This window comes from Nonomuraea africana, from assembly GCF_014873535.1.
Classification (GTDB): Bacteria; Actinomycetota; Actinomycetes; order Streptosporangiales; family Streptosporangiaceae; genus Nonomuraea; species Nonomuraea africana.
The window spans coordinates 7,549,157-7,572,731 of the sequence record NZ_JADBEF010000001.1 but is presented as its reverse complement, the minus strand read 5'-3'; the positions used below and the strand labels follow the sequence as shown (position 1 = coordinate 7,572,731).

General features: G+C 68.1%; 26 protein-coding genes. 14 read left to right on the top strand and 12 right to left on the bottom strand.

From position 1 onward, the window contains the following. Positions 1 to 15 precede the first annotated feature (15 nt). The 4 genes from H4W81_RS36065 (at position 16) to pknB (ending at position 6,203) form a co-directional block, all read left to right on the top strand. On the top strand, positions 16 to 1,365 hold the full coding sequence (locus H4W81_RS36065) for an FtsW/RodA/SpoVE family cell cycle protein (protein WP_192781249.1): 1,350 nt from the start codon (positions 16 to 18) through the stop codon (positions 1,363 to 1,365). Next, positions 1,362 to 2,819, top strand: a complete 1,458-nt coding sequence (locus H4W81_RS36060) for a peptidoglycan D,D-transpeptidase FtsI family protein (protein ID WP_192778886.1) — start codon at positions 1,362 to 1,364, stop codon at positions 2,817 to 2,819. The genes H4W81_RS36065 and H4W81_RS36060 overlap by 4 nt, the downstream gene beginning before the upstream one ends. Further along, on the top strand, positions 2,816 to 4,273 hold the full coding sequence (locus H4W81_RS36055) for a serine/threonine-protein kinase (protein ID WP_318782219.1): 1,458 nt from the start codon (positions 2,816 to 2,818) through the stop codon (positions 4,271 to 4,273). Before H4W81_RS36060 ends, H4W81_RS36055 begins: the two co-directional genes overlap by 4 nt. Positions 4,274 to 4,355: 82 nt before the next feature. Beyond that, the gene (gene pknB, locus H4W81_RS36050) at positions 4,356 to 6,203 is read left to right on the top strand and encodes a Stk1 family PASTA domain-containing Ser/Thr kinase (protein WP_192778885.1); all 1,848 of its coding nucleotides are present in this window, start codon (positions 4,356 to 4,358) and stop codon (positions 6,201 to 6,203) included. A 384-nt stretch (positions 6,204 to 6,587) separates the two neighbouring features. Here the strand turns inward: pknB and H4W81_RS36045 are convergent, their stop codons facing one another. The 3 genes from H4W81_RS36045 to H4W81_RS36035 are packed head-to-tail and all read right to left on the bottom strand — an operon-like array spanning position 6,588 to position 7,931. Beyond that, positions 6,588 to 7,154 carry an anthranilate synthase component II gene (locus H4W81_RS36045; RefSeq protein ID WP_192778884.1) on the bottom strand — a complete coding sequence of 189 codons (567 nt, stop codon included), beginning with the start codon at positions 7,152 to 7,154 and terminating at the stop codon, positions 6,588 to 6,590. Beyond that, positions 7,151 to 7,309 carry a hypothetical protein gene (locus tag H4W81_RS36040; RefSeq protein WP_192778883.1) on the bottom strand — a complete coding sequence of 53 codons (159 nt, stop codon included), beginning with the start codon at positions 7,307 to 7,309 and terminating at the stop codon, positions 7,151 to 7,153. The genes H4W81_RS36045 and H4W81_RS36040 overlap by 4 nt, the downstream gene beginning before the upstream one ends. 1 nt (position 7,310) lies before the next feature. Further along, entirely contained in the window at positions 7,311 to 7,931 is a 621-nt protein-coding gene (locus H4W81_RS36035) for a class E sortase (RefSeq protein ID WP_192778882.1), read from the bottom strand. Positions 7,932 to 8,062: 131 nt separating this feature from the next. Here H4W81_RS36035 and H4W81_RS36030 point away from each other — a divergent pair, with 131 nt between their 5' ends. Then, positions 8,063 to 8,308, top strand: a complete 246-nt coding sequence (locus tag H4W81_RS36030) for a cell division protein CrgA (protein WP_192778881.1) — start codon at positions 8,063 to 8,065, stop codon at positions 8,306 to 8,308. 34 nt (positions 8,309 to 8,342) lie between these two features. Here H4W81_RS36030 and H4W81_RS36025 read toward each other — a convergent pair whose 3' ends face one another. Both H4W81_RS36025 and H4W81_RS36020 read right to left on the bottom strand, forming a co-directional pair. After that, positions 8,343 to 9,194, bottom strand: a complete 852-nt coding sequence (locus H4W81_RS36025; RefSeq protein ID WP_192778880.1) for a rhomboid family intramembrane serine protease — start codon at positions 9,192 to 9,194, stop codon at positions 8,343 to 8,345. Positions 9,195 to 9,304: 110 nt separating this feature from the next. Further along, positions 9,305 to 9,841: a peptidylprolyl isomerase gene (locus tag H4W81_RS36020; RefSeq protein ID WP_425574698.1), complete on the bottom strand. Its 537-nt coding sequence runs from the start codon at positions 9,839 to 9,841 to the stop codon at positions 9,305 to 9,307. 159 nt (positions 9,842 to 10,000) lie between these two features. On the opposite strand from H4W81_RS36020, the gene H4W81_RS36015 reads away from it, so the two are divergent. Together H4W81_RS36015 and H4W81_RS36010 are read left to right on the top strand one after the other, a co-directional pair. After that, complete coding sequence (locus tag H4W81_RS36015; protein ID WP_192778878.1) at positions 10,001 to 10,501, top strand: YtxH domain-containing protein; 501 nt, start codon at positions 10,001 to 10,003, stop codon at positions 10,499 to 10,501. 69 nt (positions 10,502 to 10,570) lie between these two features. Next, on the top strand, positions 10,571 to 11,623 hold the full coding sequence (locus H4W81_RS36010; protein WP_192778877.1) for an Rv3169 family protein: 1,053 nt from the start codon (positions 10,571 to 10,573) through the stop codon (positions 11,621 to 11,623). A gap of 33 nt (positions 11,624 to 11,656) precedes the next feature. Here H4W81_RS36010 and H4W81_RS36005 read toward each other — a convergent pair whose 3' ends face one another. Next, positions 11,657 to 12,151, bottom strand: coding sequence for a hypothetical protein (locus H4W81_RS36005; RefSeq protein ID WP_192778876.1), 495 nt, complete (start codon positions 12,149 to 12,151; stop codon positions 11,657 to 11,659). 169 nt (positions 12,152 to 12,320) lie between these two features. Between H4W81_RS36005 and H4W81_RS36000 the strand changes: the two genes are divergently transcribed. From H4W81_RS36000 to H4W81_RS35990, 3 genes are read left to right on the top strand one after another with little or no spacing between them, the layout of a single operon-like run. Beyond that, a complete protein-coding gene (locus H4W81_RS36000) occupies positions 12,321 to 12,992 on the top strand; it encodes a response regulator transcription factor (protein ID WP_192778875.1) in 672 nt (223 codons plus the stop codon). Continuing rightward, the gene (locus H4W81_RS35995; protein WP_192778874.1) at positions 12,989 to 14,227 is read left to right on the top strand and encodes a sensor histidine kinase; all 1,239 of its coding nucleotides are present in this window, start codon (positions 12,989 to 12,991) and stop codon (positions 14,225 to 14,227) included. The genes H4W81_RS36000 and H4W81_RS35995 overlap by 4 nt, the downstream gene beginning before the upstream one ends. A 10-nt stretch (positions 14,228 to 14,237) precedes the next feature. Then, positions 14,238 to 14,612 carry a Rieske (2Fe-2S) protein gene (locus H4W81_RS35990; RefSeq protein WP_192778873.1) on the top strand — a complete coding sequence of 125 codons (375 nt, stop codon included), beginning with the start codon at positions 14,238 to 14,240 and terminating at the stop codon, positions 14,610 to 14,612. Between the two features lie 235 nt (positions 14,613 to 14,847). On the opposite strand, the gene H4W81_RS35985 is transcribed toward H4W81_RS35990, so the two are convergent. After that, positions 14,848 to 15,624 carry an MBL fold metallo-hydrolase gene (locus H4W81_RS35985; RefSeq protein WP_192778872.1) on the bottom strand — a complete coding sequence of 259 codons (777 nt, stop codon included), beginning with the start codon at positions 15,622 to 15,624 and terminating at the stop codon, positions 14,848 to 14,850. Next, the gene (locus tag H4W81_RS35980) at positions 15,600 to 15,902 is read right to left on the bottom strand and encodes a hypothetical protein (protein WP_192778871.1); all 303 of its coding nucleotides are present in this window, start codon (positions 15,900 to 15,902) and stop codon (positions 15,600 to 15,602) included. The genes H4W81_RS35985 and H4W81_RS35980 overlap by 25 nt, the downstream gene beginning before the upstream one ends. A gap of 222 nt (positions 15,903 to 16,124) precedes the next feature. Between H4W81_RS35980 and H4W81_RS35975 the strand changes: the two genes are divergently transcribed. Further along, positions 16,125 to 17,102, top strand: coding sequence for a DUF3800 domain-containing protein (locus tag H4W81_RS35975; RefSeq protein WP_318782217.1), 978 nt, complete (start codon positions 16,125 to 16,127; stop codon positions 17,100 to 17,102). Positions 17,103 to 17,137: 35 nt separating this feature from the next. Beyond that, the gene (locus H4W81_RS49615; RefSeq protein WP_192778869.1) at positions 17,138 to 17,608 is read left to right on the top strand and encodes a YcxB family protein; all 471 of its coding nucleotides are present in this window, start codon (positions 17,138 to 17,140) and stop codon (positions 17,606 to 17,608) included. A 559-nt stretch (positions 17,609 to 18,167) separates the two neighbouring features. Here H4W81_RS49615 and H4W81_RS35965 read toward each other — a convergent pair. The 3 genes from H4W81_RS35965 to H4W81_RS35955 all read right to left on the bottom strand — a co-directional run bounded on the left by H4W81_RS35965 (position 18,168) and on the right by H4W81_RS35955 (position 20,486). Continuing rightward, positions 18,168 to 18,686, bottom strand: coding sequence for a hypothetical protein (locus tag H4W81_RS35965; protein ID WP_192778868.1), 519 nt, complete (start codon positions 18,684 to 18,686; stop codon positions 18,168 to 18,170). Between the two features lie 597 nt (positions 18,687 to 19,283). Beyond that, positions 19,284 to 19,442 (bottom strand): hypothetical protein, encoded by a 159-nt coding sequence (locus H4W81_RS35960; protein ID WP_192778867.1) that lies wholly within the window; start codon positions 19,440 to 19,442, stop codon positions 19,284 to 19,286. Positions 19,443 to 20,192: 750 nt separating this feature from the next. Beyond that, a complete protein-coding gene (locus tag H4W81_RS35955; RefSeq protein ID WP_192778866.1) occupies positions 20,193 to 20,486 on the bottom strand; it encodes a putative quinol monooxygenase in 294 nt (97 codons plus the stop codon). Between the two features lie 577 nt (positions 20,487 to 21,063). Between H4W81_RS35955 and H4W81_RS35950 the strand changes: the two genes are divergently transcribed. Both H4W81_RS35950 and H4W81_RS35945 read left to right on the top strand, forming a co-directional pair. Beyond that, positions 21,064 to 21,420: a hypothetical protein gene (locus H4W81_RS35950; protein ID WP_192778865.1), complete on the top strand. Its 357-nt coding sequence runs from the start codon at positions 21,064 to 21,066 to the stop codon at positions 21,418 to 21,420. A gap of 477 nt (positions 21,421 to 21,897) precedes the next feature. After that, a complete protein-coding gene (locus H4W81_RS35945) occupies positions 21,898 to 23,088 on the top strand; it encodes an ISAs1 family transposase (protein ID WP_192778864.1) in 1,191 nt (396 codons plus the stop codon). Here the strand turns inward: H4W81_RS35945 and H4W81_RS35940 are convergent. Beyond that, positions 23,068 to 23,472 carry a hypothetical protein gene (locus tag H4W81_RS35940; protein ID WP_225958959.1) on the bottom strand — a complete coding sequence of 135 codons (405 nt, stop codon included), beginning with the start codon at positions 23,470 to 23,472 and terminating at the stop codon, positions 23,068 to 23,070. The genes H4W81_RS35945 and H4W81_RS35940 overlap by 21 nt on opposite strands. Positions 23,473 to 23,575 lie beyond the last annotated feature (103 nt).

Sequence of the window (23,575 nt, the reverse complement as noted above, 5' to 3'; positions counted from 1 at the left end):
GCGACCCCCGTCCCCATGCCGGCCAAACGTCGTGCGGCGCAGCTGTTCATGCTGGCCGGCGCCGTGGCGATCGTCATGGGCGCCTACGCCAACGTCGGGCTCGCCGTCGACGGCGTCGTCCCGGCGGGCATGCTGACGTACGGCCTGGGCCTGGGCGGCCTCATGCTCGCCGCCTACCTGGTGCTGGCCAAGTTCGCCCCATGGGCGGATCCGCTGATCCTGCCGCTCGTCACCCTGGTCAACGGCCTTGGCCTGGTGATGATCTACCGGCTGGAAGTAGCGGGACAGGGCGGCGCGTCCGCCACCAACCAGATCGTCATGACGGGCGTCGGCGTGGTGCTCTTCGCCGTGACGTTGATCGTGCTGCGCGACCATCGCGCTCTGCAGCGCCTCACCTACACCGCCGGCTTCGTAGGCCTGATCCTGCTGATCTCACCGCTGACCCCCGTCCTCGGCAAGACCATCAACGGCGCCCGCATCTGGATCAGCGTCGGCGGTTTCAGCATCCAGCCCGCCGAGTTCGCCAAGCTCGCGCTCGTGGTGTTCTTCGCCGGCTATCTGGTGGCCAAACGCGACGTGCTGGCGCTGGCCGGGCGGCGGCTGCTGTTCATCGACCTGCCACGCGCCCGTGACCTTGGCCCCATCATCATCACCTGGGTGGTCGCGATCGGCGTCCTGGTGCTGCAACGTGACCTGGGCTCCTCGCTGCTGCTGTTCGGCGGCTTCGTCGTGATGCTCTACATCGCCACGCAGCGCACTTCGTGGGTGCTGATCGGCGTACTGCTGTTCGTCGGCGGCGCCTTCATCGCGGGTCAGCTGTTCAGCCACGTGGGCGACCGGTTCGACGTGTGGCTGAATCCAGGCGATCCCGCGTACTACGACCGTGAGTTCGGCGGCAGCTACCAGCTCATGCAGGGGCTGTTCGGGCTGGGAGCGGGCGCCATCCTCGGCACGGGGCTGGGCCAGGGCCATCCTGACGAGATCCCACTGGCCTTCTCCGACTTCATCTTCGCCGCCACAGGCGAGGAACTCGGCCTCACGGGCCTGATGGCGCTGCTGCTCATCTACGCGCTCATCGTGGAGCGCGGCCTGCGCACGGCGATCGCGGCCCGCGACCCGTTCTCCAAGCTGCTGGCGGGCGGCCTGTCGTTCACCCTGGCCTGGCAGATCTTCATCATCGTCGGGGGCGTGACGAATCTGATCCCGCTGACGGGTCTGGTCACGCCGTTCATGTCACAGGGCGGCTCGGCACTGCTGGCTAACTGGGTCCTTATCGCCCTTCTGGTACGCATGTCTGATGCCGCCCGACGCCCCCCGCCCCAGGCGATCCAGGACGAAGGACTGACGCAGGTGTTCCAGCGATGAACGGCACTCTGAAGCGCGCGGCCGTGGCATGTCTGGTCATGTTCGGGCTGCTCATGGTGAACGTGAACTACATACAGGCCATCAAGGCCGAGACTTTCAACGAGGACGCCAGGAACAAGCGCAACTTCTACGACCGCTACGAGGTCCAGCGCGGCCGGATCACGGCCGGCGGCACGATCCTGGCCGAGTCGGTGGAGAAGAAGAAGGGCGACTTCCGCTTCGTCAGGAACTACCCCGACGGCAAGGTCTTCGCGCACGTCACCGGCTACTTCTCGCCTGAGAGCGCGTCGGCGGTCGAGGGCAGCGAGAACCGCTACCTCGACTCGACCCACCCCGACCTGCTGCTGCGCAGGAGCATCGACCTGTTCACCGGCGAGCCGACCCGCGGCGCCAACGTCGAGGTGACGATCAACCCCCGGGCGCAGAAGGCGGCCCACGAGGCGCTGGCGGCCAGCGGCAAGAGGGGGGCGGTCGTCGCCCTCAACCCGAAGACCGGGGCGATCCTGACCATGGTCTCGCTGCCGACCTATGACCCCAACGTGCTGTCGGGCACCAACAAGGAGACGGTGTTCGACGCCTACAACAAGCTCGACGAGGACAAGACCAACGGCCCGCTGGTCAACAGGGCGATCAATCGCACTTATCCGCCCGGCTCCACCTACAAGGTGCTGACCGCGGCGGCCTTCCTCGAGGACGACTCCAGCCGCGACGGGCAGACGGTCGTCCCCGCGCCCCAGGTGCTCGACCTGCCCAACACCACCGCCGACCTGCCCAACTCGGGCGGCGCGGCCTGCGGTGGCGGCCAGGTGCCGTTGGTCTACGCGCTCGAGCGCTCGTGCAACACGCCGTTCGGCAAGATCGGCATGGATCTCGGCTACGACCAGATGGCCGAGCAGGCGAGCAAGTTCGGCGTCGGCCAGCCGCTGACCATCCCCATGGGCGTGTCCAAGAGCGACGTCGGTCCCAAGGAGGACCAGGCGGCGCTCGCGCAGGCCTCCATCGGCCAGCGCAGCAACCAGATGACGCCGCTCCAGATGGCCATGATCGCCGCTGGCATCGCCAACGACGGCAAGGTCATGAAGCCCTACCTGGTGCAGAAGATCACCGACGCCAAGAACGACACCATCGACGAGGCCGAGCCCGAGGAGCTCTCCGAGGCCGTCAGCCCGGAGACCGCGGCCAAGCTCAGGCAGATGATGGTCAGCGTCGTCAACAACGGCACCGCCAGCCGCGCCCAGATCCCCGGCGTCGAGGTGGGCGGCAAGACCGGCACCGCGCAGACCGCCCAGGGCAGGGCGCCGCACGCCTGGTTCATCTCCTTCGCACCCGCCCAGGACCCGCAGGTCGCTGTCGCGGTCATCGTCGAGTCCGGCAGCGCCGGCACCGACGCCTCCGGTGGTCAGACCGCGGCGCCCATCGCGAAGGCCGTGATGGAGGCGGTGCTCGCCAAGTGACCTCCCCCAGCCGCAGGCTTGGCGAGCGCTACCTCCTGGTGTCGCGCATCGCCGTCGGCGGCATGGGCGAGGTCTGGCGGGCCAGGGACGAACTGCTCGGCCGCGAGGTCGCCGTCAAGATCATGCGGGGCGGCGTGGCCGCCGACCCGAGCTTCCTCGCCCGCTTCCGCAACGAGGCGCGCATCACCGCGGGCCTGTCCGACCCCGGCATCGCCCAGGTCTTCGACTACGGCGAGTCGAGCGAGCTGGCCTACCTGGTGATGGAGCTGGTCCCCGGCGAGCCGCTGTCGGCGATCCTCGCCCGCACCGGCGCGCTGGGCCCCGAGGTGGCGCTCGACGTGATCCACCAGACCGCCAAGGCGCTGCAGGCCGCCCACACCGCGGGCGTCATCCACCGCGACATCAAGCCCGGCAACCTACTCGTCACCCGCGAGGGCACGATCAAGGTCACCGACTTCGGCATCGCCCGCGCCATGGAGGCCGCGCCCGTCACGCAGACGGGCACCGTGCTCGGCACCGCCCAGTACGTCAGCCCCGAACAGGCGCAGGGTCTGCCGCTGACGCCCGCCACCGACCTCTACTCCCTGGGCGTGGTGGCCTACGAGTGCCTGACGGGCAGCACGCCGTTCCACGCCGACAGCCAGGTGGCGATAGCGCTCCAGCACCTCAGCGCACCGCCGCCGCCGCTGCCTGAGTCGATCCCCGCGCCCGTGCGCGGGCTGGTCATGGCGCTGCTCGCCAAGGAGCCCTCGATGCGGCCCGCGAGCGCGCGCGAGCTGGCCGACCGGGCGTTCGTCCTGCGCGAGTCGGTGCTCGGCGCCGACGACGCCGGCACCGAGCTCTCGATGCTCACCGACCCCGGCGGTTTCCGGGTCGACCCGGCGTACGGCGGCGCGGGCACCAATCCGCCGTACGGCGTGCCGACCGACCTGCCGTACGGCGTGCCCACCGAGCCACCGTACGGCGGGGCCGCCACCGACCCCCGGCCCGCGCCGACCGACCCCGAACCGTGGGCGCCCGAGACCCGGGCCGCCCCCGACGCGCGGCGGCGCAGGCGGCGCACCACGGTGCTGGTCGCGACGGCCGGATGCGCGGCGGCTGTGGGGCTTGGGACATTCACTATCGCCAATTTCAGCCCCAACGAAACACCCAACGTGATAGAGCCCACAAAAACGGCGGAAACCCGCCCTACCGTGAAGCCGAGCAGGACCAAGACACCATCCCGGCGGCCCGCCACGGTTCCGTCGAGGACGTCACGGCCGGTACCCTCACGGTCAGCTACGGTAAGCACGTCGGCTTCTCCCACGCAGCGGCCGACGAAGACACCGACGCCTACACCGACCCCGACGACACCGACGCCCACCCCAACGCCAACCCCCACCCCGACGCCAACAGTGACAACAAGTGGCTCCCCAGACCCGGGCGAAACCATCCCGCCGAACGAGGAGACGTGATGCGTCGCGGGGTCGATGATGGACACTGGCGGCCCGCGAGCCGGCCGGTACCCAAGATGAACGGTAAGGGACAGTGCAGGAAATGACTCAGCCTCGGCTACTCGGAGGTCGCTACGAGCTCGACGGCGTCGTCGGGCGTGGCGGCATGGCCGAGGTGTATCGCGCCCGAGACATCCGGCTGGACCGCATCGTCGCGATCAAGACGCTCCGGGCCGATCTCGCGCGTGACCACACCTTCCAGGCCCGTTTCCGTCGCGAGGCGCAGTCCGCGGCGTCGCTGAACCACCCCGCCGTCGTCGCGGTCTACGACACGGGCGAGGACACGTCCGAGGGCGCGCCGGTGCCGTACATCGTGATGGAGTACGTCGACGGCCGCACCCTGCGCGACCTGCTGCGGGCCGACCGGCGGTTGCTGCCCGAGCGCGCGGTCGAGCTGGTCGACGGCATCCTGCGGGCGCTCGACTACAGCCACCGCGGCGGCATCGTGCACCGCGACATCAAGCCGGCCAACGTGATGATCACCCGCAACGGTGACGTCAAGGTCATGGACTTCGGCATCGCGCGCGCGATGGCCGACTCCGCGGCCACGATGACGCAGACGGCGCAGGTGATAGGGACAGCGCAGTACCTCTCCCCCGAGCAGGCCCGGGGCGAGCGGGTCGACGCCCGCAGCGACATCTACTCCACCGGCTGCGTGCTGTACGAGCTGCTGACGGGGCAGCCGCCGTTCACCGGCGACTCCCCTGTCGCGATCGCCTACCAGCACGTGCGCGAGGAGCCCATCCCGCCGTCGCAGATCGACCCCGAGATCCCCAAGTGGGCCGACGCCATCGTGCTGAAGGCGATGGCCAAGGACCCGGCGCACCGCTACCAGGGCGCGGGTGAGATGCGCGCCGACATACAGCGTGCGATGACCGGCATGCCGGTCGAGGCGCAGACGATGACGCTGTCCAACGGCTACGGCTCGGGCACCCGCACCATGGCCGCCACCCAGGGCGCCGGCCCCGCCACCCAGCGCACGGGCGCGATCCCGCCCTACGAGTACGGCGAGGGCGACCCGCCCACCCGTGGCGGCAGGCGCCGCGCGGGCGGCGGCGGTGGCGGTGGCGGCAACACGGCGGTGAAGACGGCGGCGTGGGTCCTGATCCCGCTGCTGATCATCGGCGCGTTCGTCTTCGTGGGCTACAAGTTCCTCGCCTCCGAGGGCACGCCGACCGCGACACAGGTCACGGTGCCGCCGCTGGCGACGCAGACCCAGGAGGACGCCGAGGCCAAGCTCGCCAGCCTCAAGCTGAAGCCGGCGGTCGTGGAGGAGCACAGCACCGAGGTCGAGAAGGGTGTGGTCATCAGCACCGACCCGCAGGCTGGCACCAAGGTCGACGAGGGCGCCACGGTGACGCTCAAGGTCTCCAAGGGCGTGAAGAAGGTCCAGGTGCCCGACGGGCTGATCGGCATGACGCCCGAGGAGGCCAGAGCCGCGTTGGATGCGGTGAAGCTGGAGGGTGTGATCACCCCGGCGGTCTCCTCCAGGGAGCAGAACAAGGTCTTCGACACCAAGCCCAAGTCGGGCGAGTCGGTCGAGGAAGGCACCTCGGTCAAGCTCTACGTGCCCAAGGCGCAGGTGCCGGTGCCCAGCGTGGTGGGCCAGACACAGGAGGACGCCGAGCGGACGCTCAAGGCCGAGGGCTTCAGGGTGAAGGTCGTCCCGCAGGCTGCTGACCAGCCGCCTGGCACGGTCATCACGCAGAGCCCCGAGGCGGGGACGAACCAGAACCAGAAGACGACGGTCACGATCGTGGTCTCCACCGGGCCTGACGTCCAGCCGACGGAGGAGCCGACGTTCACGCCGACCGACGAGCCCACGGACATCCCGACCGACGACACGACGGAAGACCCGGGCGACGGCGAGCCGCCAGACCTCGGCCCGTGACCCCGACCTGACAGCGGCCCTCTCCCTCTGGGAGAGGGCCGCTGCCGTGTGTACCTGGTCGCATGGAAACGTCCCCGCCACTCGGGGGCAGATCGAGCGCCGGGGACGTCCACACCGGAAGTCGCGTGGAAACACCGCAAGTCGCATGGAAACGTCCCCGCCACTCGGGGGCAGATCGAGCGCCGGGGACGTCCACACCGGAAGTCGCGTGGAAACACCGCAAGTCGCATGGAAACGTCCCCGCCACTCGGGGGCAGATCGAGCGCCGGGGACGTCCACACCGGAAGTCGCGTGGAAACACCGCAAGTCGCATGGAAACGTCCCCGCCACTCGGGGGCAATGGCGGGGACGTTCATTGAGTAGTCGTTCGGCGGCCCCGTAGCGTTACACGATCGACTTGAGCCAGTTCCCCAGGAGCCAGTGCCCGTGCTCCGACAGCACCGACTCGGGATGGAACTGGACGCCCTCGACAGGCGCGAAGCGGTGCCTGAGGCCCATGATGACCCCCTCCTCCGTCCGGGCGCTCACCTCGAGCTCCTCAGGGACCGTCTCAGGCCGTACCGCGAGCGAGTGGTAGCGCGTCATCGTCACAGGCGACGGCAGCCCCTCGAAGACCCCTCTGCCGTCGTGCGTGACCGCGCTCGTCCGCCCGTGCATGAGCTCGGGCGCCCTGGAGACCGTCGCACCGTACGCCACGGCGATCGCCTGGTGCCCGAGGCACACACCGAGCAGCGGGATGTCCCGCTCGGCCGCGTACCGCACCAGGGGCACGCTGACGCCCGCCGCCTCGGGCGTCCCGGGCCCGGGGCTCACCAGCACGCCGTCGTAGCGGTCGGCGTCCTCCACGGCGACCACGTCACGCGGCAGGACGTCACACGTGGCGCCCAGCTCGCGCAGGTACTGCACGATGTTGTGGACGAAGCTGTCGTGGTTGTCCACCACCAGGATCATTTGCGGACGGTCACCTCATCCAACGTCACCGCAGGTTCGAGTAGCGGAAATACGACATACCAGAGTACGGCTCCCGCCACGGCGACCAGGACGAGGGAGGTGAGGAGCCGCGCTCCGATCGAGCCGGGCAGATGACGCCAGATCCAGCCGTACACGTCAGACCTTCCTCAGCTCGGTGGACTTGAGCACGCCGTACACGATGAGCCGCTGGGCGGCCGAGTACTCGGGGTGGCAGCTGATGAGCGTGATCATCGCTCTGATGGGGCTGATGTCGGGCTTGCCGGGCACCGCGGCGAGGACGTCGACCTCCTCGGGCTGCACGATGTCCTGCGAGGTGACGCGGTAGACGTAGCGCGCCTCCCGCGCGTCCACGATGATCTCGTCGCCGCGCCTGAGCTCGTCGATGCGGTTGAACGGCGCCGCGTACGTGGTGCGGTGACCCGACAGGACGAAGTTGCCGATCCTGCCCGCCGCGGCCGAGCCGGGGTAGTGGCCTGGGCCCTTCTTCAGGTGCTCGGCGTCGACGCCCTCGACCACGGCGTACTGCCAGTCCTTGCCCAGCCGGGGGATCCGCAGCAGCGCGACGGCCTTTCCGAGCGCGATCTTGCCCAACGTCCCCTGCGTCTCGTCCCGCTCTTCGGCGAGCTGTTCCTGGAGGAGGAGCTGCTGGCGCTGGGTGTAGGCGCCGGTGCCCCAGAGCAGGTAGGCGCAGAACAGGAGCAGGACCAGGCCCGCCGTGATGCTCAGCTCACCGGACGTCCTCAGCAGTGCCCTCACGCTGATCAGCGTATTCAGCGAGCCCGGGGATGTCGGGGATCGCCATGTCCCGCGCGTGGCGACTATCCTGGGCCACACGATAGAGCCTGGGGACTGTCCGGATGGCCCAGGCCGCCAGCAGGAGTTATCCAGTGCCCAAGCCGAAGACACGCAAGAAGGCGGTTTACACACCGCCGCAGAAGTCGCAAGAGGTCAAGATCAGCCCGAGGTGGCTGGCACCGACCATGGTCGTGTCGTGGATCATCGGGATCCTGTGGATCGCGATCTACTATGTGGCCCCACAAGCGCCCCTGTTCGGGACGCTCGCCAACTGGAACCTGCTCATCGGGTTCGTTTTCATCATCTTCGGTGTGGTGCTTTCCACCCGCTGGCGTTAGTTCTTTCCACAGGTTTTCCACAGCCTGGGGAAAGTCAGGAGAGCAACACTCCGGTCCTGATCACGACCAGGGCGACGAGCGCCAGAAAGACCCCCAGGAGCGCCAGTGTCTGGAACAGGACGCGGTGACTTCTGGGGGCGTAAGCCATCGCCGCGGCGAGCACCGCACCGGTGATCAGACCGCCGATGTGACCGGTCCAGCTGATCCCGGGGAAGACGAACGTGATCACCAGGTTGATGACGATGAGGACGGCCACGCCGCGCACGTCGAACCTGAGCCGCCGGCCCACGACGAAGATCGCGGCGAACAGGCCGAAGATGGCGCCCGACGCGCCCACCGTCAGCGTGCGCGGGTCGTCGAACCAGTAGCCGAGCACCGAGCCGCCCAGCGCGCTGAGCAGGTAGAGGGCGGTGAACTTCACGTGCCCGAAGGCGCGTTCGAGCTGCGGCCCCACCAGGTAGAGCGCGTAGCTGTTGAACAGGATGTGGAAGACGCTGCCGTGCAGGAAGGCGGCGGTGATCATCCGGTAGTACTCGTCGTTGATCGCCACACCGCCGACCCACATGCCGAGCTCCGTGGTGGCCTGCTGCCCCGTGAGCAGCTGTAGGGCGAAGGCCACCAGGTTGACACCCAGAACGGCCCACGTGACGTAGGGCGTGGTGACCACGGCGCCGCCGAAGACCGACTGGGCCCGCCGTACCGTCTTGTTGCCCTCGGCCACGCACTCGGGGCACTGGAAGCCCACCGCGGCGTCGCGCATGCAGTCGGGGCAGATGGGCCGGTCACAACGCTGGCAGCGGACCCACGTCTCCCTGCCCGGATGGCGGTAGCACGTCGGGACCTGCTCCGCGGGCTGCGAAGGGGGGCTGGGCGGCTGGCTGGTCATGAGGAGCCTTTCTCGTCCACTGACCGCCAGCCTACTCATGAGAAACGTGCCCGAAGGACCCTCGGAGAGGGCAACCTCGTGTCGGGCACGTTTCTCACGGGTCGAGCGCGTCAGGCCTCGACGCGGTCGATCGTCAGCGACTCGATGACGACGTCCTTGACCGGGCGGTCGTTGCGACCGGTCGGCGTCTTGGCGATCGCGTCGACGACGTCCTGGCCCTCGACGACCTCACCGAAGATGGTGTGCTTGCGGTTCAGGTGCGGCTGCGGCCCTACGGTGATGAAGAACTGCGAGCCGTTGGTGCCCTTGCCGAAGCGCAGGCCCGCGTTGGCCATCGCCAGCAGGTAGGGCTTGTTGAAGACGAGCTCCGGGTGGATCTCGTCGTCGAACTCGTAACCCGGGCCGCCGATGCCCTGGCCGAGCGGGTCGCCACCCTGGATCATGAATCCGGAGATGACGCGATGGAAGATGGTGCCGTCGTAGTAACGGTCGGTGCTCTTCGCGCCGGTGCCCGGGTGCGTCCACTCCTTGGAGCCCTCGGCGAGCTCCACGAAGTTACGGACCGTCTTCGGCGCCTTGTTCGGGAAGAGTTCGATCTTGATCAGACCGTGATTGGTCTGCATGTTCGCGATCAGCTTCTCAGCCACGAGACAGCTGCCCCCCTCTGTGCACAGGGTCGGTTCTGTGATGGTTCGGATGTCACGGCCGATGGGGCCGTTCATGCATCCTCCCACGGCTCGTCATGATTGAGCCGCCTTGTACCGGGAAGGTCACGCTGCGGGGCCCCAACGACTGGGGAGGTTGACGTGTCCCTGACACTCAGAAAGCGCCACATCGTGGTCGAAATGCCCGCGACGTGGATGGGCCGGATGAAGGCCCAGGCTACGCGAGCCGGAGATCGGCTCGTGCCGGTGGCGGACCAGGCCAAGGTGGCGGCCGCGCACCGGATCGAGGACGCCCGTTACTGGGCGGCTCCCAAACTGGAGGGTGCCGCGCACCGGGTCGAGGACCAACTCGCCCCGGCGGTCAGCGCGTTGCTGATCCAGGCGGCGAGCAGGATCGACCCGACACCGGCGAGGTCTCGCCGGTGGCCGACGCTCGTCCTTGTCACCGGTCTCGCGCTGGGCGCGGCCGGATACATGTTCTATCGGCGCAATGCCCAGCAGTGGACCGACCACATGAAGGACTCCGCATCTGACGCCTCTCGCTGGGCCAGTGAACGAGTCGACCAGACAGCGGAGAAGGTCTCGTCGAACGCGGACAAGGCGGCCGACAAGGTCGACCAGGCCGCCAAGAAGATGCCCTGACGGTTCAACGCGGCCGCGCCGAGGCGCGGCCGCGTTGACCTTTAACCAAGCGCTTGCTACAACCAGCGCATGACCCTGTCACCGCTGGACGACCTCCCGATCCACCAGGCCCCCGAGGTCATGCGGCACGTCGCGACGTCCGATCGCAACTTCTACGATCGCTACTACTTCAACTGCCACCCCGGCTCCGACGAGCTCATGCTCATCGTCGGCATGGGGCAGTACCCCAATCTCGGCGTCACCGACGCCTTCGCCGTCGTACGGCACGCCCACCTGCACCGCGTCGTCCGAGCTTCGCGCGAGCTCGGACTCGACCGCATGGACACCGGGGTCGGCCCGTTCAGGATCGAGGTCCTCGAAGGGCTCAAGCGGCTCAGGGTGGTCCTCGAGCCGAACGAGCATGGCCTGTCCTTCGACCTGACCTGGACGGGCGCGATCCCGGCGACGCTCGAGCCCCGGCACTTCATCCGCTGGCAGGAGCGGGTCATCTTTGATTCGGTACGGCTGGCCCAGACGGGCCACTGGTCGGGCAGCATCGAGATCGACTCGCGGACGATCCCCGTCGACACCTGGATGGGAACCAGGGACCGCTCGTGGGGCATCAGGCCGGTCGGCGAGCCCGAACCGCCCGGCATCCAGGTGAAGAACCCCGGCACCTTCTACTGGCTCTACGCCCCCATGCAGTTCGAGGACCACGCCATCCTCTGCATCGTCCAGGAGGACGAGAAGGGCCGCAGGGTGCTGGAGGAGGCGGTCAGGGTGTGGTCGGACGGCAGGGAGGAGGAGTATCTCGGCCGCCCCGAGTACCACCCCGTCTACGCCCCCGGCACCCGCGACGTCGTCGAGGCCACCGTCACCATGGGCAAGATCGAGGTGCGCTGCACGCCGATCCTGCCCGTCCACCTGATGGTCGGCACCGGGTACGGCCTGGAGCCCGGCTGGAAGCACGGGATGTACCAGGGCAGCGAGCCCGTGGTCGAGGGGGTGACCTACACGTTGCCCGAGGACGCCGACCGCATGTGGGGCATGGTGGACGCGGTCGGGCGCTTCGAGTACGACGGGCAGGTCGGCCACGGGCTCTTCGAGTACTGGGCGCTCGGCCCGCACCCGTCCTTCACCTGAGCCGGCCGTACTGGACCCCCGTGGCCGGTACGGCTACTTGGCGGTGCAGGTGATGGTGATGGCCTTGGAGAGGTCCTCGGGCGCCGGGCCGTCGGTCGTGGGAGCCACAGTGACGGCGGTCGGGGCGTCGGCGCCGCCGCCCTCGGCGTTCGGCGAGGCGGGCTGAGCGGGCGTGGCGGGCACGGTCTCGGTCACCTTGCTCCACCGCTGCACGTGCTCGCTGCCGTCGCCCTTGACCACGTCGGTCTTGGTGCCCTCGATCTTGGCGACCTCGATCTCGGCGGCGCCGGCCCGGGCGGCGCCGGTCTTGCCGGCGTCGGGCTGGGACTCGTCCACCCTGACCGCGACCGCGCCACCCTCGATCTTCAGCGCCGGCACCGCCTCGGTGAACTCGAACGTCTTGCCGTCACTGGTCACGCAGGTGCCCTTGGCGGGCGGCTCGTCAGAGGCGTTGGCCGAGCCGGCGAGGCCCCCTGCGAGCAGGAGCGCGGCCACGGCACCCAGGGTGACGATACGACGCTTGAACAATGTCGTCTCCTTTGTTCGGTAGGAACGCTGTTCGGGAAGGAACTGCGTTCGGGAAGGAACTGTTCGGAAGGAACGACCGCAGCCTGACCCGCCGAACCTGAAGGCACCCTGAACGCGACCGAAACGATCTTCAGGTTGGCTTTAGGTGGCGTGCGGCACCCTGAATGACGTGCGAGTGCTACTGGTCGAAGACGAGAAGAGGCTGGCCGACCTGGTCAAGGGAGGCCTGACCGGCGAGGGCTTCGCCGTCGACGTCGCCTACGACGGCCGGGACGGGCTGTGGATGGCCAAGGAGAACGACTACGACGTGATCGTCCTCGATGTCATGCTGCCCAGGCTGAACGGCTACGCCATCTGCTCGAAGCTCCGCGAGGCGGGCGACTGGACGCCGATCATGATGCTGACCGCCAAGGACGGCGTCTACGACGAGGCCGAGGCGCTCGACAACGGCGCGGACGACTACCTGGCCAAGCCGTTCTCCTACGTCGTGCTGCTGGCCAGGCTGCGCGCGCTGGTCAGGCGAGGGGGCAAGGAGCGCCCCGTGTCGCTCACGGTCGGCGATCTGACGATCGACCCCGCGGGCCTGCGCTGCCGGAGGGGCGAGACCGAGATCGCGCTGACGCCGAAGGAGTTCGCGGTGCTCCACGGCCTGGCCCGCAGGCCCGGCGAGGTGGTCTCCAAGAGCGAGCTGCTCGCCCAGGCGTGGGACTTCGCCTACGAGGGCGACCCCAACATCGTCGAGGTGTACATCAGCGCGCTGCGTCGCAAGATCGACCTGCCGTTCGGCAGGACGACGCTGGTGACCGTACGCGGCGCGGGCTACCGGCTGGAGGCGGCATGAACGTACGGCTTCGCGCCACGATCGCGGCCACGATCGTCGTGGCCGTCGCGCTCGGCATCGCGGCGGCGGTCCTGGTCTCGTCGCTCAAGGGCAGCCTGGAACGCAGCGCGAACGCCGAGGCGGCCAGGAAGGTGGTCTCGGCGGTGCCGATGGCCGTCGAGGCGGTGCCCGCGCAGCAGGCCACGCTCACCACGCTCACCACGGACCCCGACGTGCAGCTCGTCAACGCGGCCACCACGCGCGCCGCGATCCCCTGGCAGGCGACCGATGACTTCGCGGTGGCCACCATGGACGTCTCCACGAAGGCGGGCACGATCACCGTGTGGGGTCGCGCCTCGCTGGCCGGGGCCGAGGAGGCGCTCGCCACGTTGAACGGCCTCCTGCTGCCGGGCGTGCCCCTCCTGCTCGCGGTGGTGGCCGGGATGACGTGGTTCTCCGTCGGCAGGGCGCTGGCCCCCGTGGCGGCCATCAGGACCAAGGTGGCCGACATCACCGCCCGCGACCTGCACCAGCGGGTGCCCGTCCCCGACTCGGGCGACGAGATCGCCCGGCTGGCCACCACCGTGAACGGCACGCTCGACCGGCTGGAGAGGGCGGTCGAGCGGCACAAACGGTTCGTCGCCGACGCCGCGCACGAGCTGCGCAGCCCGATCGCGACGCTCAGGGCCCGCCTCGAACTGGCCGCGCCCACCTCCGACACCACGGAGGCGCTCGCCGATCTCGAACGCCTCCAGGCGCTCGCCGGCGACCTGCTCCTGCTGGCCAGGCTCGACGCGGGCGAGCCGCTCAGGGCCGAGGAGCTCGACCTCGGCCAGATCGCCGCCGAGGAGTCCCTGCGCCCCGGCAAGTCGGTGCTGCTCGACATCAGCCCCGACGTGGTGATCAGTGGCTCGCGCGGCCACCTCACCCGCCTGGTCGTCAACCTGGTGGACAACGCCGTACGGCACGCCGCGACGACCGTCGAGGTCCGCGTGTACGAGAAGGACGGCCAGGCCGTCCTGGAGGTGCTCGACGACGGGCCGGGGATCCCCGAGGAGCACAGGGAGGCGGTCTTCGACCGCTTCACCAGGCTGGACGAGGCCAGGGCGAGGGACGCCGGCGGCGCCGGCCTCGGCCTGCCGATCGCCAGGGACATCGCGATCCTGCACGGCGGGACGCTGGCCGTCCAAGACGGAGGGCTCGTCGCGAGGTTTCCGATGAACCGGACGGCGCCCGCGTACGTGAAGCCTCAGTGAGGAGGCCAGCATGATCACACGTCGGGCACTGATCATCAGAGGTGGCGTCGCGGGAACGGGGGCCCTGTTCCTGTGGACGAGCCCCGCCGAGGCGGCGGCGGGACCTGTTCTGAGCAAGACCAGGAGCATCCCCGTGGGAGGCGGGAAGATCCTGCGGGGCAAGTACGTGGTGACCCAGCCGACCAAGGGCACGTTCAGGGCGTTCAGCGCCGTGTGCACGCATCAGGGGTGCGCGGTGGCGAGCGTCAGCGGCGGGACGATCAACTGTCCCTGCCACGGCAGTAAGTTCAGCATCTCCACGGGAGCGGTGGTCAACGGGCCCGCCAAGCGGGCACTCGCCCGGAGAAGGATCAAGGTGGCCAAGGGCGTGATCAGGCTGGCGTAGGCGGCGAGCAGGGATGGCGCGCGCGGGACGCGCCCGCCATCCCCTGCGCGTCAGCGGTCTTCGCATCGCCCAGCCGCCCTGGTGTGCCGGCTCTCCGCCGGGCGCCCTCCTGAGCCCTCGCTCGACGTCCTCCACCGGCCGCTCGACCACGCCGGAGACCTCGGTGATCAGCGGAGACTGAGAGTCCTCGGCAGGCGCCGTGTGGCCGCCGACCCGCAGGGCAACGAGTGCTGCGTCAGCTGACGGAGTCGAGCTGGAGGAAGGCCCGCTCGAGCGCCTGCGGGTACGGGATCTGGGAGATCAGGTCACGCAGTCCCTCGACGTGCGCCCTGCGCGCCAGGTCGGCGGTCGTGGCCAGCTCGCCCAGCTGCGCTGCGACGAAGGCGCGGTCCACCACCGCGCCGTGCCCCGGCACGATCATCGGCTCGGGCAGTTCGGCCAGCATGGCCGTCAGCGTGCCAGGCCAGTCGAGCGGGTAGCCGTCGTCGAACGCGGGCGGCGCGCCCTCCTCCACCAGGTCGCCCGCGAAGATCACTCCCGCGTCGGGGACGTGCACGACGATGTCGTTGTCGGTGTGTCCCCTACCGAAGTAGCGCAGGTGGACGGGCCTGCCGCCGATGTCGAGCGTCGCCCTGTCGGTGAACGTCTGGTCGGGCACCACGATCTCCACCTCGGCGGCCTCGGGCTCCCTGCTCGCCGCCACCCTGTCGCGGACCGCCTCGCCGTCCCTCTCGATCTCCTCGGCGGCTCGCGCGTGCGCCCAGATCTCGGCGGGGACGAACATCGCGTTGCCGAAGTAGTGGTCGAAGTGAGCGTGACTGTTGACGACCGTCCAGGGGTCAGGCGTGATCTTCCTGATCGCCGCCACCAGGTGGCTGGCCCGCTGGTGCGTCTCCCTGGTGTCGAGGACCAGGCAGTGACCGTCACCCACGACGAGCCCGACGTTCAGGTCGTAGGACTCGTGTCGCCGGACGAAGACGCGGTCGCCTACCTCGTGCCACTGCTCGCCCATGCCCCTATTTTGGCGGATATCAGGCGCCGTGCCGCCACGATCAGCTCGAGCTGGTCGTGTTGCGCGCCGAGGTCGCCCCTGCCGGCCGAAACGGCGGGGACGCGGCAGACCAGGTGCTCCGCGCCCGCCTCGACGTACCCGCCCAACGTGCCGGCCACCCGCTCCACCGGGCCCGCGACCAGCACCTGGACCGTCCGCACGATCCGGTACGGCAGGCCGTACGTGGCCAGGCAGTAGGCGTCGAGCTCGCGCTCGCCCCGCTCCGGGTCGTCGGTCACCAGAACCGTGACGAACAGCGCGGGCGTGATCGCGTCTGCTCCAGCGCCGACGGGCTCGCTCCCGCCAGCCAGATCGGCGGCCCGCCCCGCCGATAGGACGGCATCCAGAGTCTGTGAGGGGGACGGCGGAGCGACAATTCCCCGCGGGAATCCGCTTGAGGCCCCATGGGCGCTTTGCGAGACTTGTCAGCCAGTACGCCCCTCCCCAAGGGAACTGGATCAGTGACTCGAGCAGCGGCCGGCCGCGTCCTCGAGATCGCCTGCGACGAATCCGGTTCGGAGGGCGAGAAACTCATCGGCGGGAACACCGCCGTCTTCGCGCACGCCAGCCTGAGACTGACGGAGAACCTGGCCGCGGAGTGCATCAGGGAGGTACGGAGGAGAGCGCCCTCCCCCAGCCTGGAATACAAGTCCGACATCATTCGCCGGAGCAAGCACCGCGCCGCCCTCATGTGGCTGCTCGGCCCCTCGAGCCCGCTCGACGGGAACGCGCACGTCTTCCTCATCGACAAGGCGTTCCACGTCGTCGGCAGGGTCATCGACCTGCTCCCCGACCTCGGCCCTCAGCAGCGCCGGGCCATGGCGGTCGATCTCTATCGCGAAGGCCGCTCCAGGTTCGGCGGCGAGCGGTGGACCGCCTTCCTGGAGTCGTTCAACGACCTCATGCGCACCAGGAACGGCCGCGGCCCTGGCGTGTCCGTCGACGCCGTCTTCGATCTCGTCGACACTCTGCGGGTCTCCGACGCGGGCGGGCGAGCCGGCGAGATCATGGACCTGCTCTGGCAGGCCAGAGCGCGGATGGCCCCCTTTCGGACCCGCCTGCTCGACGGTCCGACGACGATTCCGGCTCTCGACACCCTGATCCCTGCCATCGTCCGGGCCGTCGCCTACTGGGGTGAGGGCGTCAGGCCCGTCTTCGTCGTCCACGACCAGCAGACCCTGCTGAACGACGAGCGCATCGCCCGGCTTCTGTCCGCCTCGCCCAGGACCTTGAGCGGGATCAGGCTCGTCGATTCGCGCCTGGACGCGCGGATCCAGGTCGCCGACCTGCTGGCGGGGGCGGCCCGGCAGATAGCGGAGAACGAGCTCAACGGACGCGGTGACGAGGAACTCACCGCGCTGCTACGTCCCTACGTGGACGCGTCCTCCATCTGGGTCCCTGCTGGGGCCGGCGTGTTGCGAGGCCGTGCGGAGCGCTGAATGATGGTCATCCCCATCAGTCAAAAGGCGGCGCAGTGGACTTCACGGTCACATACGAACCTACTCCGGACGAGGTGGCGCGAGCACTCGGACAGGCCGTCAAACGGCAGCTCAAAGGCGTCACCATCGCGTTTCCGGCCGTGCTGGTGGTGGCGGGGCTGGTCTGCGTCCTGGTCGACGCCGTCTTCATGGGCATCGGCCTGTTCACCGGCGCGATCGTGTTCCCCCTGCTGCTGACCTGGATGATCCGCGCATCCGCCAAGCGCCAGCTGGCCTACCTCTGCGTGCCCACCACCCTGCGGGTGACCACCGACGCGTACGAGTACCGGACCGAGCATTCCAACACCACGATGCGGTGGTCCATGTTCGGGGACATCGTGGTCGGCCCCGAATTCTGGCTGTTCTACGTGAAGAAGCAGTGCGTGGGTTTTCTCCCGAGGAGCGCCTTCGACAGCGACCAGCGGGCCGAGCTGGATGCCTTCATCGCCGCCCGGCAACGCGCGTGAGCCCTTGCCCGATTCGTCGCGCGAGATCGGCGGCATCCACCTCCTGGACGGTGTTCACCCGGTAGGTGACGCCGAGGCCCAGCGGCTCGGCCCGGCGCTCCCACTCCAGCCACTGCTGATCGTCGACGTGCGAGTCGCCGTGGACCGGATGCCTGGAGACCGCGCGACTTTCGTAGTCTTCCCCGCTCCGGGCAGGCCGTTCACCAGCACCACGAGCATGGGCCGATCGTAGCGGCGGTTTTCTGGCGACCTCGAGAACGGGCTTCGGGTCGGTGCCGACTTCGGAGTAAGTGAGCAGAGGTCGTCGCCTTGGTGCGGGCGAAAACTCCCGGGGCATTCTTCGGGGGATTCACGGTCGGGCGCATGGAATACCAACATCTCCGAATTTCGACTGCCCACTGATCGAAATCGGCGCGTTCTGCCTGGTCAGAGGTGTCGATGACAGCAGGAAGCCCCGCATCCTGGTCAGGATGCGGGGCTTTCCGCTGGGCAAGCGGTGAGGATTAGGTTGTCGTCTGGGTCCTGCTGGCTAGCGACCGAGTGGTGCCGGTGCGGAATCCTAGTTGTTGTTGTTGTTATTGTTGTTGTTGTTCGCGCCGCCGCCGTTGTTGTTGTTGTTATTGTTGTTGTTGTTCGCGCCGCCGCCGTTGTTGTTGTTGTTATTATTGTTGTTGTTGGCGCCGCCGCCGTTGTTGTTGTTATTATTGTTGTTGTTGGCGCCGCCGCCGTTGTTGTTGTTATTGTTGTTGTTGTTGGCGCCGCCGCTGTTGTTGTTGTTGTTATTGTTGTTGTTGTTGGCGCCGCCGCCGTTGTTGTTGTTGTTATTGTTGTTGTTGTTCGCGCCGCCGCCGTTGTTGTTGTTGTTATTGTTGTTGTTGTTGGCGCGGCCGCCGTTATTATTATTATTATTGTTATTATTGTTCTTCCTCTTGTGGTCCAGGACGCTGGACGTGTCGGCCTGCGGGGCGATGACTGCCGCGGTGCCGACGGTGGAAGCCTGGGCCGGCATCGTCATCGGGGCTGCGAGAGCGGAGGCGGCGATAGCGGCGGCGGTGAGAGCGGTCTTGAGGATCATCATTGGTCTGTCTCCTTGTGTACTGTTTGTCGGCTTATGTCTGATCTGTGTCTTGCTGGTCTTGCCTGTCTTGTTTGTCTTGCTATGGGTCATTTGTAGATGTCACTGCTTGCTAGTCCCTTTCATCCCGCTTGCCGTGATCCTTGCAAGCGGCCCAAACCCCGCCCACGCCGAGGAATCCGACTTTGGGCACCGACCTGCCGCGACCCTTTGACACGCCGCGGCGGCAGTGTTCTCGACTGGGGAAACCCCTGAATCGGGCCTCCAAGGGCCTCGCCGTACGGCCGCCCGACCCCGGCAGGCGCACGCTCTACGAGTTCGAGGCGGCAGGTAGGGAGCGGTCGCGTCGATCCGCCAGACGGCCAGGCCGCATCAAAGGGGCCAGGCGTGCGCTTCCGCGAGGCCGATTCCATCGACGAGCAGCACGGACAGCAGGGTGAGGACGCGCCCTCGGTTCCATGCCTTCGGTCGGCCGGCCAGGAGGCGCAGGTCGCGTTCAGAGAGGAACGCGGGTAGCTCGGTGTTCGCCGATCTGCGGACGATGGATGTGCCGACGACGAAGACCGCCAGCGTGACCGCGATGTGGACTGCGGCGAGGACTCAGGCCAAGGTGCCGCCCAGGCCGAGGACGGCGTAGCCCTGCTGCGTGTACCTGATGGCGCCGATCACGGCGGCGAGGACTGCCGAGATGCCCACAGCCGCCGGTACGAACGCGGGGAACCGGTCCCCGAATGCCGGGTAGATGGCGGAAAAGAGCACAACCGCCAACGCGAAGATCAGCAATAGCAGCTACAGGGGACCATCACTCATCGAGAATCGACGCCTGTTCCCAGGCCGTCAATGCGTATGGCGGGGCGGTCGTCTCGCTGAGAGATCAGGCGCTGTCCGGGGCGGTGGGGCCGCCCGGATCCGGAGGAGCTTCCGGCGGCCGATGATTGACGATGTCGCCGAGCACCACCCCCTGCGCCAGCGAACCCTGCCCGCTCGGCGAAGTGGTGGGCCAGGCGGGTCTTGCCCTGGCCTCCAGGTCCGTAGAGCCATTTCGCGGTCAGCCGGGGATCGTCGTGCAGCCACTGGTTCAACCGCTCGAGCTCGGCCGCCCGGCCGCGACGAGGCCGTAGCGAGCGTTCAGCATCCTGCTCGGCTGGCTACGCAGCCGGGACGGTGCCCCGGGTGGCCTCGGCGGACGTCAGTTCTCCAGGACGTACACCGGCGAGCCGTCACCGAAGATGTGCAGATCGCCATAGATGACGCCGTAGGCGAAGCCCGCGTTCGCGGTCACGTTCTGCACGATGAACGGGGGCCGACCGTCGGGTGGCCGCGCTTCGGTCATCGAGAACCGCCATCGGAGTCCTCGGCGGAAGGCATCACGGCCCCCTTCCTGCGGGTCGATGTCATTGTGGGCAACCCGTCCGAGCCCCGCAAGCCTTCCTGGGACGCGGGGCATCGGCGGTTCTGCATCGACTGTGGGCCGCTTCCCTGGTCGGGCGGCCTCCGGGCGGCTTCCCCCTAGTCGAACGGGGGGCCGGAGCTGGCTATCACGTGCTTGAACACCTGGTCGTCCTCGATGTCGATGGAGGCCGAGGGTGGTGGCGCCACCGCGCGCCAGGCGTCCAGCGCCTCCTTGGACTCGAAGTACTCGAAGATGTTCACCCGGCCCGCTTCGGTGGGGTCGGGCGAGATCGACAGGTCGAGACAACCGGGGTACTTGCGCGCCTGCTCGACGATGTCGCGGTGCGCCTCGACGAAACGGTCCCTGTCCTTCGGGTCGACGTACACCTTTCCAGCAACGATCAACCTCACGATGTCCTGCCTCCTTACCGGCCAACTGCTCGTCGCATGTTCTTACCGCCGGGCAGCCGGAAACTCATCGGTGCCGGCTTCACGGCCCCCGATCACCCAGCCGGCTCGCTCGAGTGCGGCCCACCCCCAACGAGCCCTGATCCAGCCAGTCACGCCCCGCCGGCCGGCCACCGCACTCCCGTCAGGTGAGCCCTTGCCATCGCGAGCCGTCAGTGATCCAGACAAGCGCTGGACGCCGCCGGGGTGGGCCGGACGGGCTGATCCAGGCGGCCAAGCTAGGGCGATATATCCGATTTAACACACTATATCCGCCTTAATGACGCTTTGCGGCGCACATTCACTTCCACCCTGCGGACCCGATATAAAGGGGCAAATCGGACTATATGGATCCATAGAGGTGTAATTCAAGCAATAGCTACGTTAATGTATAGCAAAATGGAGAGATCAACTGTTTGTGTGACCTGCGCTCCGGCAATCTAGACAACGCACGGAATATCGTTCGCGACTATTCCGGAGATTCACAAACCGATCCCGAAACGCCATTCTCGGGTAGTCATTCCTTTCAGGGGGAGACCCAATGACCAGTTTCAAGCGCGCCATCACAGGGCTCGCACTCGGCACCGCGCTGACCGCCGGCTTCGTCGGCCTCGGCGCGGCGACCACCACTACCGCCGCGGCCGCCGGCACGGTGACGACCACCGTCGGGTCCGTCCAGGCCCACGGCGGCTTCGGCTGCGGCTTCCGCTTCCACCACCGCTGCTTCCGCGGTTTCCACCACCGCTGCCACTGCCACCGTCACCACGGCCGCCACGGCAAGCACCGGATCGTTATCAACAACACCAACAATAACAACAACAACAACAATAACAACAACGACGACGACGACGACCGCCACCACCACCACCGTCACGGACATCCCGTCGTCAACAGCTAAGCACTGATCGGTTTTTACGCGGGCCGGTTCCGCCGGCCCGCGTAAAGACATCATCCGGCATCGACGGCCCGCCATGGCCGGGGCTCGTTGATGTGACAAAGGCGTAAGGGGATAAGCCTGCGGGCGCGGGCCATCTTGATATGTCTGGACGTGGAATTTTCGCGAGGATGCCGTCACCTGTGTAATTTCGCTGGTGCGTCTCGTGGCTGACGTTCTCGCAAAAAGTTACTTCCGGACATGACGCCCGCAGGCTCTTTACTCCCAGCGCCGGCGCATCGCACGAGACCACTCATCTCGTCGGTGCCGTCGGCAGATCCTCCCTTGGCACGCAGGGCTGAAGCGTTCTCGGCTGGTGAGACGGTCGTAGCCCTGTAGACGGGCAGGTGGTTGAGGGCGCCCCGGTGCGGAGATGACAAACGCGACCCCTGATGATCGTCGGTGTCTAGCCAGTCGATCAAGAACAGGGGCCGCGTTCGCGTGCCATCTTCCCCGATCGACGTGCTCTCCCGCCACCTGGAGCACGTCACCACCACCGACCCGATGATGGACCTGACCGACCTGCCCGCGTTGGCCGATGTCCTGGATGCCGTACCCGACCCACGTAACCGTCGCGGGCGCCGCTACCAACTCGGACCGCTGCTGGCCTTAGCCTTGCTCGCCGTACTCGGCGGCGCCACCTCCCTGGCGAAGATCACCAGATTCATCACCGGATGCGACCCTGAACTACGCGTCCAGCTCGGCCTGCCCGCCGCGACGCGGCTGGCCGCCAGCACCCTGGGACGGCTGCTGGCCCGCCTGGACGGCGACGCCTTCGACACCGCGACCTGCGCCTATCTGACCAAGCTGGCCGCCTGCGCCGCACCGCCCACCCCCAGCACCCGACAACCGCTACTCGGCCTGGCCGTGGACGGCAAGACGCTGCGCGGCAGCCGCACCGGTGACGGCGTAACCCACCTGCTGGCCGCCGTCCGCCACGACACCCAGACCGTCGTGGCCCAAGCCCAGATCCAGGCCAAGAGCAACGAGATCCCCGCGTTCACGCCGCTGCTGGCCGACCTGAATCTGTCCGGCGTGGTGATCACCGCCGACGCCCTGCACACCCAGCACGAACATGCCCGCCAGATCGTCGCCGCCGGCGGCCACTACCTGCTCGTCGTCAAGGGCAACCAGCCCACCCTGCACCGCCGACTCAAGGCCCTGCCCTGGCGCGAGGCCATCCTCAATGACCGCACCGACGAGACCGGGCATGGCCGCCGCGAGATCCGCCGCATGAAGATCTGCACCGCCCGCCCGGGCCTGCCCTTCCCGCACGCCCTGCAGGCCATCCAGGTCAAGCGCCGCCGCACCGACCACAAGAGCGGCAAGACCACCATCGTCACGATCTACGCCGTCACCAGTCTCCCGCCGGGCCGGATCCTCCACGCCCACCTCGCCACCCTCATCCGCGGCCACTGGAGCATCGAGGCCCTGCACCACATCCGCGACGTCACCTACCACGAAGACGCCTGCAGAGTGCGAAAAGGCGCCGCTCCACGCATCCTGGCGAGCCTGCGCAACCTGGCCATCGGCCTGGCCCGCCTGATCGGCTGGACCAACATCAGCGCCGCCACTGACCACTACCGCAGCCACCCAGGCGACGGGCTTCAGCTACTCGGTCTCGCCACATGAGAACGCTTCAGCCCTGCCTTGGCACGGAGCACGCCGTCCCAGCCGAACGGTCCCGCCGGTGAAATTCAAGGAATCGGCGCCCCGCCCAACGGCGGCGAGCAACACGATCGGGAACTCCCGATCGGCCTGTCCGACGGCGAGCCCGACCCACCGACCGGCTACCCACCGCCGCCAGGCGAGCATCTCGCCGCTGAGCCGGCAGAGCTCGTTCATCGGCTCCGAAGCCGGTCCCTCGCCATCCGCATAAGGCTCCGGCTCACCCCAGCGCGCCGTCAAAGCGGCCACCAACGCCTGGAGGGCGGCGTCGATCTCCTCCTCGGCCGCCTCGACGACCTCTTCACGGCGATCGTCCCAAAAATCCTGACCGGCCTGCAGGACGTACACGTGGTGGCCCGACCCGCTGGAGTGGTACCCCTCCCGCGTGTCCTCCGCCGGAAATGGAAGGCCGAGCAGCCCGTCGACGACGGCGAGCCGATCATTGCTGCGG

Coding starts and splice junctions, on each gene's coding strand:
- H4W81_RS36065 (WP_192781249.1), top strand. CDS start 16: ATGCCGGCCAAACGTCGTGCGGCGCAGCTGTTCATGCTGGCCGGCGCC.
- H4W81_RS36060 (WP_192778886.1), top strand. CDS start 1,362: ATGAACGGCACTCTGAAGCGCGCGGCCGTGGCATGTCTGGTCATGTTC.
- pknB (WP_192778885.1), top strand. CDS start 4,356: ATGACTCAGCCTCGGCTACTCGGAGGTCGCTACGAGCTCGACGGCGTC.
- H4W81_RS36045 (WP_192778884.1), bottom strand. CDS start 7,154: ATGATCCTGGTGGTGGACAACCACGACAGCTTCGTCCACAACATCGTG.
- H4W81_RS36025 (WP_192778880.1), bottom strand. CDS start 9,194: ATGACCAGCCAGCCGCCCAGCCCCCCTTCGCAGCCCGCGGAGCAGGTC.
- H4W81_RS36010 (WP_192778877.1), top strand. CDS start 10,571: ATGACCCTGTCACCGCTGGACGACCTCCCGATCCACCAGGCCCCCGAG.
- H4W81_RS35995 (WP_192778874.1), top strand. CDS start 12,989: ATGAACGTACGGCTTCGCGCCACGATCGCGGCCACGATCGTCGTGGCC.
- H4W81_RS35990 (WP_192778873.1), top strand. CDS start 14,238: ATGATCACACGTCGGGCACTGATCATCAGAGGTGGCGTCGCGGGAACG.
- H4W81_RS35985 (WP_192778872.1), bottom strand. CDS start 15,624: ATGGGCGAGCAGTGGCACGAGGTAGGCGACCGCGTCTTCGTCCGGCGA.
- H4W81_RS35965 (WP_192778868.1), bottom strand. CDS start 18,686: ATGATGATCCTCAAGACCGCTCTCACCGCCGCCGCTATCGCCGCCTCC.
- H4W81_RS35950 (WP_192778865.1), top strand. CDS start 21,064: ATGACCAGTTTCAAGCGCGCCATCACAGGGCTCGCACTCGGCACCGCG.